Here is a 16,123-nt window from a genome sequence, read left to right on the forward strand (position 1 = left end):
CTCTATTGTGTTAATTGTTTGTAGTCTTTGTTTACGTTTATTTACCATTTTTTGTTGCTATTTAAGTTTATGAAATTTTGCGTTTTTTTTTCTGAATAGAGTGTTTCGTATGTGGTTAGTATCAGAGTACCTATAAATGTTTTGCTGAGATTGATGTATGGTTGTAACAATGGAAACATGTTTACAAATTGTGTCCTAATAACAAAATAAGAATGAAGGGTAGTTATGTCTAATCAATTAATCAAAGCTACAGCTGTTGCAACAGCTGTTTCTGGTGTCTTGTTTGCGGCAAATGCATCTGCAATCGATACAAAAACTTTCTTAGAAAATCGCCATAGCATGATGGCAAACTCTATTGAATTTAAAGCCGAACAAAATGAAGCTGTAAAAGCTTATATGATTGTTCTAAAAGCTGAAAGTGCATCTGATTTATTAGAGCAAGGCCGATATTCAGTAGCGGCTGCACAGCAAGCTGCAATTTCTATCGAAGAAGTTCAAGCTCAAGTATTATCGTCACTATCTAGCTTCGATCCGGGTGCAAAAGTGATTGCAAAGACGAAGATCTTAGCTGCGACTTTAATTGTCGATGCAGATGATGTTGCATTAGAGTCACTTCAAAATCATCCTCTGGTTGATAGAATTTTACCTGTACTAGATAACGAGCTTCAGGTTGCTGATGTAAACACATATATCTCAGCCGATGTAGTAAATAACGAGAAAGGCTTCACTGGTAGCTCACAATCAGTGGCTGTGTTAGATACTGGTGTTGATTACACACACCAACTTTTAGGTGGAGAAGGTACTAAGGAAGCCTATGAAGCAGCTGCAAATGATCAGAAAACAGTAGCATGGCCACAAGGACAAGTTGTTGGTGGTTATGATGCATTCCGTGGTGATGAGGACCCAATCGAAAATGATCCTCGTTATGATTCAACAACAGGCACGCCAAACGCAACAAACCATGGTACAAATGTTTCACACTCGGTAACGGGCATTGCACCAGATGTTGAACTATATGCTTACACAGTGTGTGGCGACCGAACTCAAAACTGTTCCGGTGCAGCACAAATCTTAGCGCTTGAAAAAGCAATGGATCCGAATGGCGATGGTAATATCAGTGACCGTGTTGATGTTATCAATATGTCGCTAGGTGGTGATTATGGTTCAACTCACACGCAAAGTGGTACGCAATACTTAATTCATAAAGCGGTTAAACTAGGTACTAACTTAGTTATTTCTGCAGGTAACGATGCTGACCATCCATTCATTGTAGGTGGTCCAAGTACAACTCCAAATGCACTTTCAGTAGGTGCAATGACGCATCCAGTTAAACAATTAGTTATCAAAAGTGGTGCGGTTACTGGCTCACTAAACGATGCATCAATTGAAGCGGGTGCGCCTGTATTCGGTCCTTTAGAACTTGAATTTTCAAGTGAAGGTAAAACTTTTGTTTATCCTGATACTAACCGTCTGGCATGTGAAGCATTTTCTGAAGATACTGACTTTACCGGTAAGGTTGTAATTCTAGATCGAGGGAGTTGTGGCTTCTCAGATAAAGTATTAAATGCACAAAATGCTGGCGCAGAGCTAGTAATCATTGTAAATGCAGTGGATGGTCAAGCGCCATTTAATATGGCTGAATCTCCAGGTGCTGATGCGATAACGATTCCATCGTTTATGTTATCTAAGGAAGATGGTCAGGTTCTAAAAGATAGCTTAACATCAGGTGATGCGTTCTCGCTTCAAGTAACCTATCGTGTTGATAATATGGCCGGTAATGCGGTAGCAGGCTTCTCATCTCGAGGTCCTTCAATGGATGGTTTGTTAAAACCTGAAATTACTGCACCAGGTTCTGAGATTGTACTTGCAAAGCCAGGTTCAGTTGAAAGTGATCTGTCTGCGATTGGCAAATCAACAATGAAGAACTCAGGTACTTCATTCTCAGGCCCTATCGTTGCAGGTGCAGTAGCGCTGGTGCGTGATGCGCGCCCAGAAATGAACGCTGAAGAAGTGAAAGCAGTACTAATGAATACTGCAGATTTAAACGTGCTTGAAGAATCACCAGTTATCAATGAAGATACAAAGTTAGCACCAATCAGCCGTATTGGTGCTGGTCTAGTTGATGTTAACAAAGCAGTTGAATCGCCAGTAGCGGCATGGGTTCACCATGCAGATTTTGATACTAACCAAGCTGCATTATCATTTGGCTTACTAACATTAACTGAAACTTCATCTTATACGAAGTCCGTTAAAGTGAAGAACTTCTCTTCAGAAGCGAAAACTTATAGCCTGCGTGCTGAAGCACGTTATGCAGATGATACTGAAACAGGTGCATTCTCTTGGGATCTTCCAGAAGAAATTACTGTGCCTGCAGGCCAAACAATTTCTTTTGACGCAACTTTGAATATCGACCCTAGTAAACTGAAAGAGTGGACATTCAAAAGCACAACTATGAGAAGAATGTTTGATGAGTCTGCAGAAGACTTTACTGCTCGCCGTGATGCTGAATATCAACAACGACGCGATGCTTTAACGGCGATTGAGTACGATGGTGCAATTGTATTCAATGACATCTCATCTAGCGAAGATCATGCTCTACATTTAGTATTCCATGCGATGCCTAAAGCGATTGAGGCGCTTGAAATGAAGTATGAGTTCATTGAAGGTGAAAAGCAGCTAGTAGTTTATAATAACGGCACAAAAGACCTAGAGTTAAATGCTGACAACCTTATAGCATCTGATGAACCAAACCATTCAGTAGAGATGGATATCGTTTCTACTTCTATGAACGTTTATGGTGGTATTGATAGCTGTCCTAATGGCGGCCGTGTAGTTACAGCAACAATGCAATTACGTGATCCAGTACAACATCTAAGACAAGGTGACTATGGTATTCACTTTGACATCAACAACGATGGAATGGATGACTGGGTATTCTATAACTTCACAGACTTTAATAGCAGTGGTACCGGCGTAACTGGTAGCATGAGAGGTGTTTCAGGTTCTGTAAACCCTGATGGTTCAATCAGCTGGCGTTATTATGTTGATATTCACCATGAAGTAGGTTCAGACACAATCACTTATTCTGCATGTGACTTCTTAGTTGGGTTTGGTGACCAAACTATTGACGTTGATGGTACACCAACAGTGGTAAGCCCTGTAGGTCAAAACATTCGCGTAACAGCAACTGTTGGTCCAGATAATGGCTATTCTTTAGGTGGTCCATTATTAACAACAGACACTCTAGAAGGCACAGTTACTTACCAATCTTCACGCGTTTCAATGGAAGATATGGAAGGTGAAGATGTAAGCAAAATTGTTGCTGGTGGCAAGGTAACTATTCAAAGCGATAGCCCATTTGTTCTAAGCCGAACAGATTTACAAAAGTCAGTTGCTGTTGTTGATCAAGCTGTACTTGATGAGCAAAGCAGAGAAATTCTACCAATGGTAGAGTCGATGTCTTTTGATATCAGCGAAGACGTAGAGAATGGTACTGTGATTGGCCAACTATCATTAGTTGAGCAAGAAGGTGCGCTTGAGCTATCTGAATACTTTGTACGCAGCCAGTCTAACGAAGGTGTGAACATCACTGAAGACGGTGAAATTGTTGTGGCTAACGCTGCGCTTTTAGACTATGACCAAGGTGTAACTGAAGTTGAGCTAAAAGTAGTTGCTATTGACGTTGCGGGTAATGTGTCTGAAGAAGCGTCTATTTATATCAATATCCAGAACGTTGTGGATACAGTTACAGAGAAAACACCAATGATTGCCGCTGAGCAAGCATTTGAAGTGAAAGAAAATGTAGCAATCGGTACTATCGTTGGTCAGCTTTCAGTAATGGACCAAGATGGCAACCTTGAAAGTTTTGAAGTAACTGGCTCAGAGGCATTTGCAATCGACGCTGAAGGTACTATCACTGTTAAAGGTGAGTTTGACTTAGGCGAAGGTACTGAAGTAATGCTAGAAGTAGTTGCTGTTGATGCTGAAGGTAATAAGTCTGAAAGCGCAAGCGTGAAAATTACCATTATCGAAAACGTTGCGACAATCGCTGCTGGTCAACAGTTCACAGTACAAGAAAATGCAAGAGTTGGTTATCAAGTGGGTCAGCTACAATTCACTGATAGAGACAATGGTGTAATTGGATTCGAAGTGTCTGGTACTACTCTGCTTGAAGTAAATGCGCAAGGTAATATTTTAACTACTTCAGCTCTAGACTATGAATATGATCGTAAGATTACTTTCACAGTTACTGCTGTTGATGCGCATGGTAACCGTTCTGATGCTGAAACAGTTGAAGTTAGAGTTAACAAAGTTGAGCCTGTAGATGTTTCTGATGATTCAGGTTCACTAGCTTGGTTAGCACTTCTTGCAGCACCATTTGCAGCACTTCGTCGTCGTAAGCAGAAGTAATGCAAATAGATTAGCTGCCTGAATCTCAGCTAGTTACTAAAAAACCCAGTCTTTAATTTGACTGGGTTTTTTGTTGCACTTTTAAACTCTTCAATTCTCAAAACGCGACCTAAAGTCGGTGCTACCGAATGTGATTTCATTCAATGAATTGAGAATATTTTCGCCAACTCGTTATACCAATCCTCTTAATTAAGCGGTCTATTTTGAGGCAAGAAAAACGAGTCTATAACGAGGCGGAAATTTTGCTATTTAGTTGTTCTAAATAAGAAATTTTCAACGAAGTTAGCGTCAGTTTTAGTCCCTCAAAATGATTGAGTATTATTGAGGGTTGGTATTATTGAATATCTTTAAAAATCATGCCTCTGCGCATACTGCGCGTTGCTAAAAATACTTCGGCAAGCAGCGCTAAGAACGCACCAATCAATAAAATCATCGCACCAATGAAACAACTAGAAATCGTGACACTCAGCGGCATAGTGTATAGATGCGAGATAAACATCATCATCACTACGGCGCAGACGAGCAGGGCGCTGAGCACACTCATGCTAAATGCGATGTGAATACAGCGAGAGCGTTTAAGTAATGCACGCATTTCTTGCGTAAGAGAAGATGCTAGAGAGTCGTCTTGGCTGTTATTCAGTTTCCTATCTAACAGTCTTGCTCTGTCGGTAATCCGTGCTAAACGGTTAGATAAAACACCAAGCGTTGCTGCTATGCCTGTGATTAGGAAAACCGGTGCAACCGCAGTTTGAATAACTTTAGCAATTGTTATGATGTGAACGGGATCTTGTGACATATAACCTCTTTATTGAGTGCGATGTGTATTAATCAGCTATGTTTTTGGTATTGTCTAATTATTAAGATTAAGTTGATGGTTACTCGGTTTTCATGCTTACATTAACCGCTATTTGATAGGATAATGCAACGCTATACGTCATCACATGAACACTTTATCGAATGTGGATTTATCTTAGTCTGTTTGCCTCGTCATTTTTATCAGCCACGTTATTACCCGGTTCATCTGAAGTGGTGCTTTCAGGGCTGGTGGTCAAACAGCAAGGCTTACTCTGGCTACTTTGGCTATCTGCAACCGTGGGCAATGTATTGGGCAGTTGCATTAATTATTGGCTGGGCTTAAAAATGATGGCGTTTCAAGATAGGCACTGGTTCCCGATTAATGCGGAGCAAATCGCGAAAGGGCAACAGGTGTTCGATAAATATGGCGTGTATAGCTTACTATTTGCTTGGCTGCCAGTGGTTGGCGATCCACTCACGTTACTGGGTGGCGTTTTTAAAGTTAGGCTTTCATTATTTGTATTACTGGTGAGTATCGGAAAAGCGTTGCGTTACGGCTTTATTATTGCGGTTGCATTGGGGATAGAGCGGCTGATATAGCCGCATTTGAACTGAATAAAAGTTAGCTTTTACGCCAATCTAAAGTCAAAGAGACTGAATCAGCAAAGCGCAGCGCATGCGGCTTATCGACACGTACTTTTGCATAAGTGACCGATTCATGTTCGTGGCAGATCTCTAAAATATCAGCAACTAATTTCTCAAGCAGTAAAAAGTGGCCCGTTTCGACTTGCTTGATCACCGCTTTGGTGATGGTTTTATAGTTAAGCGCATGTTCTACAATATCGCCATTGATACACGCACTATCAGCGGGGTAATGAATTTCAATATTCAGTACCACATCTTGCTTCTTCTCACGCTCTTCTTGGTTAAAACCAATATAAGTGCGCAATCTTAAATTGGTGATGTTAATGATCGCGTTTTGCATTCACTGCTCCTTAGTTTTTTACTAGCTGTAAAAACTCATTGCGGGTTTTAGGGTCGTGTCTAAAGTTACCTAGCATCACCGAAGTACGCATTTTTGAGTTTTGCTTTTCAACGCCACGCATCATCATGCACATGTGTTTTGCTTCAACAATGACGCCGACACCTTTTGCGCCCGTCACTTCTTCAACTGCTTTGGCGATTTGGTGAGTAAGCTGCTCTTGAATTTGAAAGCGTCGTGCGAACATATCAACAATGCGCGCAAACTTAGATAGGCCGAGTACTTTACCATTAGGAATATAAGCAATATGGCACTTACCTACAAAGGGGAGTAAGTGGTGCTCACACATTGAATAAAGCTCGATATCTTGAATGAGCACCATGTCATCGGCATCTGAGCTAAACACGGCATTATTGGTTATTTCATCTAGAGTCTCACGATAGCCTTTGGTTAAAAACTCCATCGCTTTGGCGGCGCGTTTTGGCGTGTCTAACAAACCCTCTCGCTCAGGGTTTTCACCTACCGCCGTTAAGATTTCGTGATAACTTTTCTTTAAATCGTCATGCATAATCTGTCTCTTTATTTTAAGTGGCGTCCGCCATCAACTGCTAGGGTGCGGCCTGTGATGTAGTTACTGCTTAATAATAGCTCAACGCTATTAATGATCTCACGGCAGCCAGGCTCGATGCCCATCAAGGATTTTTTCAATGTTTTTGCTTTATACGCGTCATCATCGTGTTCATTAAAAATGATCAAACTCGGCGCGATTGAGTTTACTTTAATACTCGGTGCAAACTTCGCGGAGAAAGACTTAGTTAAGTTGTCTAAAGCCGCTTTGCTTGCTGCATAGGCAATATGTTTCGGGCTACCAGTCTCAACCACGTAATCGGTTAAGTGAATAATATCGGTGATGTCTTCGGAGCTTTGTAATAGCGGGCTTAGTGCCATATTCAGTAAATAAGGTACTTTGGCATGAATGTGCATCATGCGATCAAATAAATTGGCATAGTCGTCACAACTGGCTTCACAATCCCAGCTTGATGCGTTGTGGATCACTGCTCGAAGGCTAGGTGTGATAGGTGTTACTCGGTTGACTAACTCGCTGACTGAATCGGGCTTATCAAAATCACATTGAATACAAGTAACGCCTTGAGCTTCGAGTTCATCAATACATGCGTGACGGGTGCGATAAGTCATTATTACGGGCTGTGCTTGAGCAACAAAGTGTTCTGTGAGTGCTAAGCCAATGCGCTGTGCGCCGCCGGTAATCAGTATGGGTGCTGTCATGTAAGACCTATCTATGTTGTTAAACTTTTTCTATTTAACCAGTGTATACGCTTTTTTTATTTTTATCGATCAAGCGCTTGCATCAGCTTAGATTAACGCTCATAAAAATGTGAACTTAAAGTATATAACGCGGGTATAATTGACAGCGCTGTCTACGGAGGTCGGATGTTAGCAAGAGTTACGCAAAAGTCAGTTTGGCCGTTTTGGTTCATTGCTGGAGTTTATGCCTCCTTGTTATTGTTACAAGGCTTAAAGCCTGCATTGATGCAGATTTATCAAGAATTTGAGATTGCTTTAACCATGGCGTTAGGGTCTTTTGTAGCTGGTGGCACTGCCTTGGGAGGTGGGGCAGTGGCGTTTCCGATTATGACTAAGGTACTGGATATTGAACCGGCCACTGCCAAGGTGTTTTCTTTGGCAATACAAAGTTTTGGTATGACCGCGGCGAGTTTAACCATTATCTGTCGGGACATCCCTTATTATCGTAATGTGGTGCTGCTTGCGCTGCCAATGGCATCACTGGGTGTGATGTTAAGTTTATTGTATGTTGCCCCTGTTGTGCCTAGGCTGTGGGTTAAGTCGGTATTTAGTGTGTTGTTGCTGTGCTTTGCCGTGACCATGCTGGTTAGGTGGTGGCGCAAAGCCCACCATGAGCACAGTATTGATGACATTCACCCTCATCCACAGCGCTTAATGCTGGTGGCTTTTATCGGTGGCGTTGCCAGTGGTTTGGTGGGCTCAGGGGCCGATATCGCATTATTTGCGCTGTTATTGCTTTGCTATAAAGCCGATGTGAAAAAAGCGACGGCGACATCGGTGTTAGTGATGGCGTTTACCTCAGTGATCGGCAGTCTTATCAATGTGGTTTATTTACAGCAGATCACGCCAGAAATTCATAGCTACTTACTTGCTGCTATTCCTGTGGTGGTAATTGGCGCGCCACTTGGAGCATATGTATGTGCAAAAGTAAAAGTGGGTTATGTGGTGATGTTTTTGCTGAGTTTAATTGTCCTCGAGGCGGGTATGACAGGTTATGAGCTAGTGAGCTCATAACCCAGTTTTCTTTATTGCTTATACTTCGTCGTAAACCGTAGGAATAGGTTGGCGCTTATGTTGCGTGCGTAGGTAAATCCCAATCAGCTTGTCAGCCACTTCAGCGTCTACGTCTTTACCTTCCAAGAAGTCATCAATTTGCTCGTAGCTCAAACCTAACGCATCTTCGTCTTTTAGACCTGGCTTATCACATTCAAGATCGGCTGTCGGTGCTTTTTCTACTAAAGCAGCTGGTGCGCCAAGCTTGCTGGCTAATGCGCGAACTTGGCGTTTAGATAGGCCAAACAAAGGCGCAAGGTCACAGGCACCGTCACCAAACTTTGTATAGAAGCCTGTGATGTTTTCAGCGCTGTGATCAGTACCAACCACTAAACCTTGCGTAAGACCGGCAATCTCATATTGCGCAACCATACGCTGACGAGCTTTCACATTACCTTTTACAAAGTCCACATGGCTGTCACTAGGTAAAGCAGTATCGCTATCAGACATGGCCTGTAGGGCTTGAGCATGCAGTGCATCTGCCGCATCTTTAATATTCACCGTTAGACGTTTGCTCGGCTTGATAAACCCAAGAGCTAATTGTGCTTCGTCTTCATCCGCTTGCACGCCGTAAGGTAAGCGCATTGCAATAAACTGATACTCAGTGGTGTTTAACTCGTTATTAAGCTCGTCAACGGCAAGCTGACATAAGCGACCACAAGTTGAAGAATCTACGCCACCACTAATACCCAATACCAGTGACTTACAATGTGCACTGACAAGACGTTGTTTGATGAAGTTAACACGACGGGTGATCTCAAAGTCGACGTCGATATTAGGCTGAACGCGCATTTCGACTAAAATGGCTTGGCGCATGATGATTCCTCTGTGAGTTCTGATTTATTGAGTGCAAGCTCTATTATGTTGTGATATTTGCTGAATTTAAAGCGCTATTTATTACATTTAAAGTCCTAAATGCTGTTTTATCTTGGCTAATTCTTGCTTAAGTTGCTGCACTTCCTCTAATAAGCTACCTAGGTCAGACTCAGCCAATGGCTCAGCCCCTGCACTGGCTAGTTCAGCTTCTGTGCTCGATATAAACAAATGTTGATAACGGCTTTCACGTTTGCCAGGTTGTCTTGGCAGTTGTTGAGCAAGACTTTGCTGCTGGAGATCCTGTAATACTAGTTCAACTTCACTGACCTGAGCAAAGTTAGCTAGGCGGTTGGTACGACTGCGAAGCTCGCCAGGAGTCTGTGGGCCTCGTAATAGTAATACACATACAACCGCGAGCTGTTGTTCGTTAAATTGTAAATCGCTGAATTCGGTATTGCAGAAACGATGGCGGTATTTATCGACTCGACCCGAAACAGCTTCATCTCGAACCACTATTCTTTTAGCAATTAAACCATCAACGGCATCTAAGACCTCAGCTTCGCTTAATTCTAATACCGGCTCACGATTCGATTTTTGATTGCAACCCGTCGTCAGAGAATTTAAAGATAGAGGATATTGGTCAGGGGTGGTAATTTCTTTTTCTAGCAACACGCCAATAATACGTTGTTCAATCTGATTTAATTCCATCGCCAAGCTCCTTAATTAGGCTATTTCTCAAATGTACGTTAAGGCGAATTAATATACCAGTAATACCAAGCCTCAATAATACTTAATCATTTTTGAGGTACTAAAACTGACGCTAGCTTCGTTAAAAATTTCTTATTTAGAACAACTAAATAGCAAAATTTTAGCCTCGCTATCAACAATTTTACTTGCCTCAAAATAGATCACTTAATTAAGCGGATTGGTATAAGAATAGATTTAGTTGGTTATCAGAGAGGAACAAGATTGAAAAGCTGGGTATAACATGAACATAATGCAGTGTCGCTGACACAATAGCGTCATTTATTTATGGCTAGTATAAAAATAATAAAGCACAAGGAGACACCGCAATGTTAAGTTGGCTCAAGCGTGGATTATCTGGGTTGTTGATCCTCATTTTAATTCTTACCGCAGGCTTATATGGCTTGTTATCGCTCAGCCTACCGGCATTAGACGGTAAGGGTACATCCGATGCCATTTCTAAGCCTATCACACTGGCTAGAGACACATTGGGGCAAGCAGTCATCACCGCTAAAACCCGGCAAGATGCCGCTTATGCGTTGGGTTTTGCTCATGGCCAAGATCGCTTCTTCCAGATGGATTTATTACGCCGCAACGCTGCGGGAGAGTTAAGTGAGTTATTTGGTAAAGGCGCGCTCGAGCTCGATAAAAAAATGCGCTTTCACCAGTTACGTGCTCGCAGCCAAGAAATTCTTAAATTATTACCTGAAACCGATCAACAACTATTGGCAACTTACACGCAAGGGGTTAACGAAGGTAGAAGTCAAGCAGGCATAGCTAGCTTTGAATACCTATTAAGTGGCGCAGAGGTAAAGCCTTGGTTAAGCGAAGATAGCTTACTGGTGATTTTTAGCATGTATCTCGACTTACAAGCGGGCACCTATTTTAGGGATGAAGCATTAATTCATTTAGATAAGCTGTACGGCGAGCAAATGCGCGCGTTTATCTTACAGCCAAGTCAGTATCAGGCGGCACTCGATGGCTCAAAACTGCCACAGGGTCGCGTTGCCATTCCAGAGCCAATTAGTCGTGAAGTAATATCACAAGTAACGCATATTAAAGAGCAAGACCATTACGGCAGTAACAACTGGGCGGTAACCGGCGCGTTAACCAAGACCGGTAAAGCCATGCTGTCAGATGACATGCATTTGGGTTTGAATGTGCCGTCAATTTGGTATCGTGCACAATTAAATTACAGCCACCAAGGTGAAAAATATCAGGTGACAGGGGTGACGTTACCGGGCACACCAGCCGTTGTAGTGGGTAGTAATGATCACATAGCATGGGGGTTCACCAACGGTTATTTAGACACCGCGGATTGGATAGCCTTAACAGAGCAAGACAAAACATGGCAAGTAAACGAGCGTATTGCATTACCAAACGGTGAGCATGCGGTATATGAGCTGACCATGTCTAATTACGGCCCAGTAAAAGAAATTCAAGGTGAGCAATATGCATTAAGCTGGGTGGCACACCAGTCTTATGCAGTAAACCTAGAGTTACTTAGGTTTGAACGCACGAAATCGGTTGAAGAAGCCGTCGCACTGGCGCCGCATGTGGGTATTCCAGTACAAAACTTAATGGTGGTAGACGACCAAGGCAATGCAGCATGGAAGCCAATGGGCGCCGTGCCTGCGCGCACAAATCCGGCAGATATTGCACAATCCAGTGAGCACTACGCCAAGCTTTGGCAATTTAATGAAGTACAGCGCCCACAAGTAGTGAATCCGCAAAGTGGTAAACTCTGGACGGGTAATTCTCGTGTGGTCTCGGCTGTTGCTCATCAGCGCTTTGGTGATGGCGGTTATGCTTTGGGTGCGCGTTCAGCGCAGATCAGAGATCGATTATTAGAGAAGTCACAATTTAGTGAAAAAGATTTTTATGCCATCCAGCTCGATAACGAAGCGCGTTTCTTAACGCCATGGCATAAGCAATTATCGTCGCTATTACGACAAGACACCGAAACCCAGTTTAAGTATCAAATCGACTTAAGCTGGCTAGATGATTGGCAGCAATGCGCATGCGCTGAGTCAGTGGGCTACACCTTAGTGCGCTATTATCGTGATAGCCTCATTGATACCGTGTTTGTGTCGGTTGAGCGCAACATGAAAAAGTCAGGTAGCAGTTTAAGCGCACTGAAAAATTATTTAGAGCCGGCGCTTTGGCAATTGATCAACGCCCAGCCAGAATCTTGGTTGCACGGCCATGATAACTGGCAAGCGTTGCAACTGGCAGCTTACGAACAAGCGAAGCAAAAATTGGCTGCAGAGTTTGGCCCAAATATGGCCGCATGGACATGGGGTGAGGTGAATGCATTACAAATTCAACATCCGTTTAGCAAGCAACTACCAATATTGAGCCACTTCCTAAATATGCCCAAATACGACGGTTTTGGTGATAGCTACATGCCTGCGGTACAACGCCCTGAATTTGGTGCGTCACAGCGCTTTATTGTGCAACCTGGAAAGTTAGAGAAAGCCATTATGACCGTGGCTGGTGGACAAAGTGGTCACCCACTTTCCCCTTTCTATCGCAGTGGCTTTGATGAGTATGCAGAAGGCGATAATACGCCGTTATTGCCGCAGGTGATAACCCATGAAATCAACTTTATTCCTAAAGTAGATTAATGTTGTTTAATCCATTAGCTAAACAAGTTAAAAGCCCGAAAATCGGGCTTTTAAATTAATCTGAGCTTAGGTCATCATCACCAATATAGCCGCAATGGCGATTAGGCCTAGCCCAAGTCCATCGTGTTTCTTTACCGGTTCTTTTAACCAGAAAATCGACAGCAAGATGGTAAAAAACACTTCAACTTGCCCAAGGGTTTTCACATAAGCAACGTGTTGTAAGCTCATGGCACTAAACCAACCAATTGAGCCAATGCAGCTGGTAACACTTATCGCACAAGTCAGCGGTTTATAGCTGAGCAAAGTGCGCCAAGTGTGTGATTCTTTAATACTGATATACGCTGATAGCATCACAGTTTGGGTGAGTAATACAAAGAGTAAAACCCAAGCGGCACTGTGTGGAAAAGGCAACCCTGATGCGATACTCGCTTCTCGTACCCAAAGAGAGGTAAGGGCAAATGCGGTACCTGAGGCTAAGCCAATGAGTGCTGTTTTTGGATTGAGATTTTTTAAGGTAAAACCGCTCAGAAGTAGCACTGCGACACCACCAATAGCAACCCCCAGCCAACCTAATAACGATAGCGTAGAGCCAAAGAACAACATACCTAAAATGGCGGCGACTAAGGCCTCACTTTTGGCAAGTCCTGCGCCGACGGCGTAATTATTTTGCTTAAAGAGTACTACCATGAGTGCTGTGGCGGCAATTTGCATAATACTGGCTGCAAATACATAAAATAAAAAGCTGCTATTGGGAGATAGTGCCTCAGCAGGTTGCCATTGATATAGTGTGAAAAGATAGAGTGCCGCAAGCGGGCTGGCGAGCAAAAAGCGGGCGAGGGTGACACCTGCAATACTCGCGTGATTACTTAGTTTACTTTGTAGGGCGTTTCGCCATGCTTGAGAGAAAGCGGCTAATAGCGTGAAAGCGATCCAGGTCATAGGATACCAATTATTATTGTTAAGTGATTTATCTAGTGAGCACGACAGCCCACTCACGTCGTCTAAAACTGCTTATACTCGACAACACTATATCGAAATGCTCTGATTGTCTTGCAAGCAATTGAGGGGTATGAATATTTATCATTATCATTGATCAATCATCGCAAGTTTTAGGCATTTATTTTCATTATTTGACGCATCACCTGAAAATATAAAACTGAGAGTGGACTAAGCTAAAGAGAAACGTTTGAAGGTAAATTGGCATCTACCTAAGCTGCGACAATCTGTCGCAGTGTATTTTTGATTATTGTGCGTATACTCGAATCAGATGCTACAAAATGATTCGCCACCTGTTTTTTAGGTGGCTTTTTTTTGTCTACAGTTTTGTGCTAGCGTGTTGTTTTGAATTAAGAATATTTTGACTATGAATATTGTCAGTTTGGAGTTAATAAAATGACCACGCTACTCGTTTGTGCTTTTATCGCCATGTTGTTGCCTTATTTGGCAAAAGCGCCCGTTGCTATCGCGATGAATCGATTAGGCGGCTACGATAATCGACACCCTAGAGCACAACAAACGCAGCTTACTGGCTTTGGTGCTCGCGCTTTAGCAGCCCATCAAAATAGCTTTGAAGCATTAACCGTATTTGCCATCGCATTAGCAGTGGTGTTGGGCACGAATACCATAAACGAGACCACACAAACCTTGGCGGTCACCCACATTATTGCCCGTGTTGCCTATTGCGTCTGTTATTACCTTGACTGGCACATTGCCCGTTCATCGGTGTGGTTGGTGGGGTTAGTCAGTGCCCTGGCGATGGTCGTGGTGTGCTTTTAAAAAACACTAGAGTAATTCATTTAAGGTGATAGCTTGGTAGGTGTTTTCGCTGACTTCATTTGGATTTAACACATAGTTGGCAATGCGCACTCGGTATAAATCTATCACCTTATAACCACAATATTTGGCCATTTTCCTGATCTGTCGATTTAGCCCTTGCTTAAGAATGATTTTAAAGCGGGTCTCATCAACCAGAGAAACTTCACAAGGCTGAGTGATTTGGCCATCAACAGGCACGCCTGCAGCCATTTTGGCACAGAAATTGGCATCAAGAGGTTTATCGACTTCGACTAGATACTCTTTCTCTTGATGGTGATCTGGATGGATTAACTGGTGGCATAATTCCCCATCGTTTGTCAGTAATAACAAACCTCGAGAGTCTTTATCTAAGCGGCCAATTGGGTAAACACGCTCGCCTTGCGGTAAGTGATGAATAAGGCTGCTTGGATCTTCAGGTTTTAGCTTACAGTCTATCCCAACAGGTTTATGGTAAGCGTAGAGCACCTTTTTGGCAGGGCCTTCAAGCTTCACGCCCTGCACAATAACCTCATCAAGTTCATCAACGTGATCGATGTGGTTTGCTGGTCGACCATTCACCGTCACTTCACCCAAGTCAATTAAGCGAGAAGCTTGACGGCGGGAGCAAACTCCCGCATGGCCAATATATTTTGCAAGGCGCGTTTTAGACATCGGGTTGTTTATTTATTGATATGTGCACGAATAATCTCAGCAATCGCTTTGGCAAAGCCGCGCTCATAATGAATACCCATAGCTTTTAAACGTTTGTTTTCGAGGGCACAGTTATAAGGGCGTGGTGTACCATCGTTTGGTTGACCTAAAGGCTCAAGTAGGTTGCTGTCATAGCCAAGAGCATCAGCCATTAAGCATGCCATTTGGTACTTAGTCATTTTCTGAGTGCCAGAAATATGAAAGATACCACCTAATTTATCTTGTTGCTGAATCAAATCGCGGATACTCATGGCAATATCTGCTACGTGAGTTGGATAGCGGATCGCCCAGTTGTCGTGACTAGAAGGCGCAGTGGCACTGAGTTGTTGTGCAAGTGTGGTGACTGCTGACTCGCCTAAATGCGTGACATCACCGTATAAAACCGGTACTCGTATCACGCTATGAGTTTTCGCAACCGCTAACACAGCTTGTTCTGCCTGTTGCTTGCTTTGTCCATACAGGTTTAGAGGATTCGGTGCGGCATTTTCTAAATAGGGGGCATCTTGGCCGTCGAACACATAGTCGGTACTGATTAAAATCAATTTGGCACCGATGGCTTCACACTGTTCAGCTAAAAATTTTGAAGCGGCGACATTCAGGGCAATGGCCTGCTCTGGCTTGTTGCTGCAAATATCTGGGTTGCGCTCAGCGGCGGCATGGATCACGACTTGTGGCTTATGCTCAATTAAGCTGTTTGCAACTGCATCTTGGTCGTGTAGGTCTAATTTGATGATGTTGCCCTCAGCACGGTTAAAGCCTGTGCCAATTACATTAAAGCGGCTGTTCAACTCTGAGAATAAAGCGCGTCCCAAAAGGCCTGTAGCGCCTGTTATCATTATTTTGGTCTGAGACATTAAAAGTCCTG

14 protein-coding genes are annotated in these 16,123 nt (G+C 43.1%); 5 read left to right on the forward strand and 9 right to left on the reverse strand.

The window, feature by feature from the left end:
* The first annotated feature begins 225 nt into the window (after positions 1 to 225).
* The gene (locus PP2015_RS00185; protein ID WP_058028322.1) at positions 226 to 4,410 is read left to right on the forward strand and encodes a S8 family serine peptidase; all 4,185 of its coding nucleotides are present in this window, start codon (positions 226 to 228) and stop codon (positions 4,408 to 4,410) included.
* A 334-nt stretch (positions 4,411 to 4,744) separates the two neighbouring features.
* Here PP2015_RS00185 and PP2015_RS00190 read toward each other — a convergent pair whose 3' ends face one another.
* Positions 4,745 to 5,206, reverse strand: coding sequence for a DUF2721 domain-containing protein (locus PP2015_RS00190; protein ID WP_058028324.1), 462 nt, complete (start codon positions 5,204 to 5,206; stop codon positions 4,745 to 4,747).
* Positions 5,207 to 5,367: 161 nt separating this feature from the next.
* Here PP2015_RS00190 and PP2015_RS00195 point away from each other — a divergent pair, with 161 nt between their 5' ends.
* Positions 5,368 to 5,805: a YqaA family protein gene (locus tag PP2015_RS00195; protein ID WP_058028326.1), complete on the forward strand. Its 438-nt coding sequence runs from the start codon at positions 5,368 to 5,370 to the stop codon at positions 5,803 to 5,805.
* 22 nt (positions 5,806 to 5,827) lie between these two features.
* Here PP2015_RS00195 and folX read toward each other — a convergent pair whose 3' ends face one another.
* The 3 genes from folX to folM are packed head-to-tail and all read right to left on the reverse strand — an operon-like array spanning position 5,828 to position 7,474.
* Entirely contained in the window at positions 5,828 to 6,190 is a 363-nt protein-coding gene (folX, locus tag PP2015_RS00200; protein WP_058028328.1) for a dihydroneopterin triphosphate 2'-epimerase, read from the reverse strand.
* 10 nt (positions 6,191 to 6,200) lie between these two features.
* Positions 6,201 to 6,755: a GTP cyclohydrolase I FolE gene (folE, locus tag PP2015_RS00205; protein ID WP_058028330.1), complete on the reverse strand. Its 555-nt coding sequence runs from the start codon at positions 6,753 to 6,755 to the stop codon at positions 6,201 to 6,203.
* A gap of 11 nt (positions 6,756 to 6,766) precedes the next feature.
* Positions 6,767 to 7,474, reverse strand: coding sequence for a dihydromonapterin reductase (gene folM, locus PP2015_RS00210; RefSeq protein ID WP_058028332.1), 708 nt, complete (start codon positions 7,472 to 7,474; stop codon positions 6,767 to 6,769).
* 165 nt (positions 7,475 to 7,639) lie between these two features.
* Between folM and PP2015_RS00215 the strand changes: the two genes are divergently transcribed.
* Positions 7,640 to 8,527 (forward strand): sulfite exporter TauE/SafE family protein, encoded by an 888-nt coding sequence (locus PP2015_RS00215; RefSeq protein WP_058028334.1) that lies wholly within the window; start codon positions 7,640 to 7,642, stop codon positions 8,525 to 8,527.
* Between the two features lie 18 nt (positions 8,528 to 8,545).
* Here the strand turns inward: PP2015_RS00215 and nadE are convergent, their stop codons facing one another.
* Both nadE and PP2015_RS00225 read right to left on the reverse strand, forming a co-directional pair.
* A complete protein-coding gene (gene nadE / locus PP2015_RS00220) occupies positions 8,546 to 9,382 on the reverse strand; it encodes an ammonia-dependent NAD(+) synthetase (RefSeq protein ID WP_058028336.1) in 837 nt (278 codons plus the stop codon).
* 87 nt (positions 9,383 to 9,469) lie between these two features.
* Positions 9,470 to 10,090 (reverse strand): YceH family protein, encoded by a 621-nt coding sequence (locus PP2015_RS00225; RefSeq protein WP_058028339.1) that lies wholly within the window; start codon positions 10,088 to 10,090, stop codon positions 9,470 to 9,472.
* Between the two features lie 365 nt (positions 10,091 to 10,455).
* Here PP2015_RS00225 and PP2015_RS00230 point away from each other — a divergent pair, with 365 nt between their 5' ends.
* Positions 10,456 to 12,753, forward strand: a complete 2,298-nt coding sequence (locus PP2015_RS00230; RefSeq protein WP_058028341.1) for a penicillin acylase family protein — start codon at positions 10,456 to 10,458, stop codon at positions 12,751 to 12,753.
* Positions 12,754 to 12,819: 66 nt separating this feature from the next.
* On the opposite strand, the gene PP2015_RS00235 is transcribed toward PP2015_RS00230, so the two are convergent.
* Positions 12,820 to 13,692, reverse strand: a complete 873-nt coding sequence (locus PP2015_RS00235) for a DMT family transporter (RefSeq protein WP_058028342.1) — start codon at positions 13,690 to 13,692, stop codon at positions 12,820 to 12,822.
* Positions 13,693 to 14,145: 453 nt separating this feature from the next.
* On the opposite strand from PP2015_RS00235, the gene PP2015_RS00240 reads away from it, so the two are divergent.
* Entirely contained in the window at positions 14,146 to 14,529 is a 384-nt protein-coding gene (locus tag PP2015_RS00240) for an MAPEG family protein (RefSeq protein ID WP_058028344.1), read from the forward strand.
* Between the two features lie 6 nt (positions 14,530 to 14,535).
* Here PP2015_RS00240 and PP2015_RS00245 read toward each other — a convergent pair whose 3' ends face one another.
* Positions 14,536 to 15,219, reverse strand: a complete 684-nt coding sequence (locus PP2015_RS00245) for a pseudouridine synthase (RefSeq protein WP_058028346.1) — start codon at positions 15,217 to 15,219, stop codon at positions 14,536 to 14,538.
* Between the two features lie 8 nt (positions 15,220 to 15,227).
* Complete coding sequence (locus PP2015_RS00250) at positions 15,228 to 16,112, reverse strand: dTDP-4-dehydrorhamnose reductase family protein (RefSeq protein ID WP_058028348.1); 885 nt, start codon at positions 16,110 to 16,112, stop codon at positions 15,228 to 15,230.
* Between the last annotated feature and the right edge of the window lie 11 nt (positions 16,113 to 16,123).

Source organism: Pseudoalteromonas phenolica (assembly GCF_001444405.1).
Taxonomy (GTDB): Bacteria; Pseudomonadota; Gammaproteobacteria; order Enterobacterales; family Alteromonadaceae; genus Pseudoalteromonas; species Pseudoalteromonas phenolica.

Excerpts from the sequence above, each read along its gene's own strand:
- PP2015_RS00185 (WP_058028322.1), top strand. The coding sequence starts at position 226 with ATGTCTAATCAATTAATCAAAGCTACAGCTGTTGCAACAGCTGTTTCT.
- PP2015_RS00190 (WP_058028324.1), bottom strand. The coding sequence starts at position 5,206 with ATGTCACAAGATCCCGTTCACATCATAACAATTGCTAAAGTTATTCAA.
- PP2015_RS00195 (WP_058028326.1), top strand. The coding sequence starts at position 5,368 with ATGTGGATTTATCTTAGTCTGTTTGCCTCGTCATTTTTATCAGCCACG.
- folX (WP_058028328.1), bottom strand. The coding sequence starts at position 6,190 with ATGCAAAACGCGATCATTAACATCACCAATTTAAGATTGCGCACTTAT.
- folE (WP_058028330.1), bottom strand. The coding sequence starts at position 6,755 with ATGCATGACGATTTAAAGAAAAGTTATCACGAAATCTTAACGGCGGTA.
- folM (WP_058028332.1), bottom strand. The coding sequence starts at position 7,474 with ATGACAGCACCCATACTGATTACCGGCGGCGCACAGCGCATTGGCTTA.
- PP2015_RS00215 (WP_058028334.1), top strand. The coding sequence starts at position 7,640 with ATGTTAGCAAGAGTTACGCAAAAGTCAGTTTGGCCGTTTTGGTTCATT.
- nadE (WP_058028336.1), bottom strand. The coding sequence starts at position 9,382 with ATGCGCCAAGCCATTTTAGTCGAAATGCGCGTTCAGCCTAATATCGAC.
- PP2015_RS00225 (WP_058028339.1), bottom strand. The coding sequence starts at position 10,090 with ATGGAATTAAATCAGATTGAACAACGTATTATTGGCGTGTTGCTAGAA.
- PP2015_RS00230 (WP_058028341.1), top strand. The coding sequence starts at position 10,456 with ATGTTAAGTTGGCTCAAGCGTGGATTATCTGGGTTGTTGATCCTCATT.
- PP2015_RS00235 (WP_058028342.1), bottom strand. The coding sequence starts at position 13,692 with ATGACCTGGATCGCTTTCACGCTATTAGCCGCTTTCTCTCAAGCATGG.
- PP2015_RS00240 (WP_058028344.1), top strand. The coding sequence starts at position 14,146 with ATGACCACGCTACTCGTTTGTGCTTTTATCGCCATGTTGTTGCCTTAT.
- PP2015_RS00245 (WP_058028346.1), bottom strand. The coding sequence starts at position 15,219 with ATGTCTAAAACGCGCCTTGCAAAATATATTGGCCATGCGGGAGTTTGC.
- PP2015_RS00250 (WP_058028348.1), bottom strand. The coding sequence starts at position 16,112 with ATGTCTCAGACCAAAATAATGATAACAGGCGCTACAGGCCTTTTGGGA.